At 51.3% G+C, this 1,621-nt stretch carries 2 protein-coding genes; both read left to right on the forward strand.

Annotation, left to right across the window (positions count from 1 at the left end; translation table 11 throughout):
* On the forward strand, window positions 1–1,213 hold a 1,213-nt coding region (locus BP822_RS03085; RefSeq protein ID WP_286877718.1), incomplete at its 5' end, for a phosphoadenosine phosphosulfate reductase family protein.
* Between the two features lie 174 nt (window positions 1,214–1,387).
* The gene (locus BP822_RS03090; protein WP_013719942.1) at window positions 1,388–1,582 is read left to right on the forward strand and encodes a cold-shock protein; all 195 of its coding nucleotides are present in this window, start codon (window positions 1,388–1,390) and stop codon (window positions 1,580–1,582) included.
* Window positions 1,583–1,621 lie beyond the last annotated feature (39 nt).

The following is a 1,621-nucleotide window of genomic DNA, read 5'->3' on the forward strand; positions in this document are numbered from 1 at the left end:
GGAATATCTCTCCCGGACCAGGCTTCCAGTGAACATATCGTTCAGCGGGGGGAAAGACAGCCTGGCCTCGCTCATTCTGGCCAGAAAGCTGATGCCCAGAATTGATGTCCTCTTTATCAATACGGGCTTGGAGTTTCCCGAGACCGTGGAGTATGTGCAAAAGCTCTGCTCAAACAATAAGCTCAGGCTGCATGAGATCAGAGGGGATAGCGACTTTTTCAAGCAGGCTGAGAGCTTCGGCCCTCCTGCCAAAGACTATCGCTGGTGCTGCAAAACCAATAAGCTTGGACCGATGACCTCCTTTTTGGCCGGGCAATATCCCAGAGGGTGCGTGACCATTGAGGGACGCAGAGTCTACGAGTCCTTCAATCGCTCCTCCATAAAGGCAGTGGAGAGGAACCCCTATGTTCCCGGCCAGACCATGCTCTCACCCATCCGCAACTGGAGAGCCCTGGAGGTCATGCTCTACATCCACTGGAATGGTGAGGTGCCCAACCCTCTTTATGATGAGGACTATGAACGAATAGGCTGCTGGCTCTGCCCGGCATCTCTGCAGTCTGAATTCTCCCGCCTAAAAGAGAGCCACCCCAATCTCTACAGCCGCTGGAACTCCTTCCTCCATGATTGGAGAGGAAAGAACGATCTTGATGAGAGATATGTCGATTGGGGATTTTGGCGTTGGCGAAAGCATCCTCCCAAGATCACCGAGATGGCCGACTCTTATGGTATCGGTCTAACTTCTCAGGGCAGCATGAAAAAGGAGATCTCCCTTCAGGCGGTGAGGGGCAGATCCCCATGTGGCCTGGAGTATTCCATTGAGGCCATCTTGAACTCACCCCAGAATCATCCTTTCTCCAGTGTGGCCAATGCTCTGGGTATGCTGGGTGAGGCGAAGTATGAGGAGGATATGGGAGCCGCATTGCTGAAGACTGATAAAGGAAGGGCAACGGTCTTTGCTAACGGCCATATCATGATCATCGCCGGAAGAGAGGAGGCGGAAGAGCTTCTGCAGAAGGTGGTGGAAGTCATACTTCGGGCGCAGATGTGCACTAAATGCGGAATCTGCATTAGAAACTGCAGCAGAGGGGCGATCACCCTGGAAGATACCATTGTTGTAAACCAGGAGAGGTGCAATCATTGCGGGAAATGCGACCGGGGATGCATAGCAATAGATGAGGCGAAGAAGATCTGGAAAGGCTTGGATGCCAGCTGAGGCTGGGCGCAGGTGCGGATCAATCGAGATCTCGATGAAAGGGTTGCCGGGCCAAGCGCATGCTGAGAGGAAAGATCTGCGAAAAGGCTGCCAGGTCTATATCTTCATGGGCTTCTTCTGCCAGTAGATTTAAATATTCGATTAATAGCAAGAATACCACACTGAGGAATCAGAATGGTATCCGGAACAGTAAAATTCTTCAATAGAACCAAGAGATTTGGATTCATTGCAGGCGACGACGGTAAGGATTATTTCGTTCATGCAACCGGCCTCATGCCGGATGTCACCATAACTGAGGGTGACAAGGTCAGCTTCGAGGTAGTTGAAGGCGAGAAAGGCCCCAAGGCAGACAGAGTCACAAAAGAGTAATCCAAAATTATCGCGCACATCTCATAAAAGCACATTTTC

This window comes from Methanosaeta sp. UBA458 (assembly GCF_002496085.1).
GTDB classification, from domain to species: domain Archaea; phylum Halobacteriota; class Methanosarcinia; order Methanotrichales; family Methanotrichaceae; genus Methanothrix; species Methanothrix soehngenii.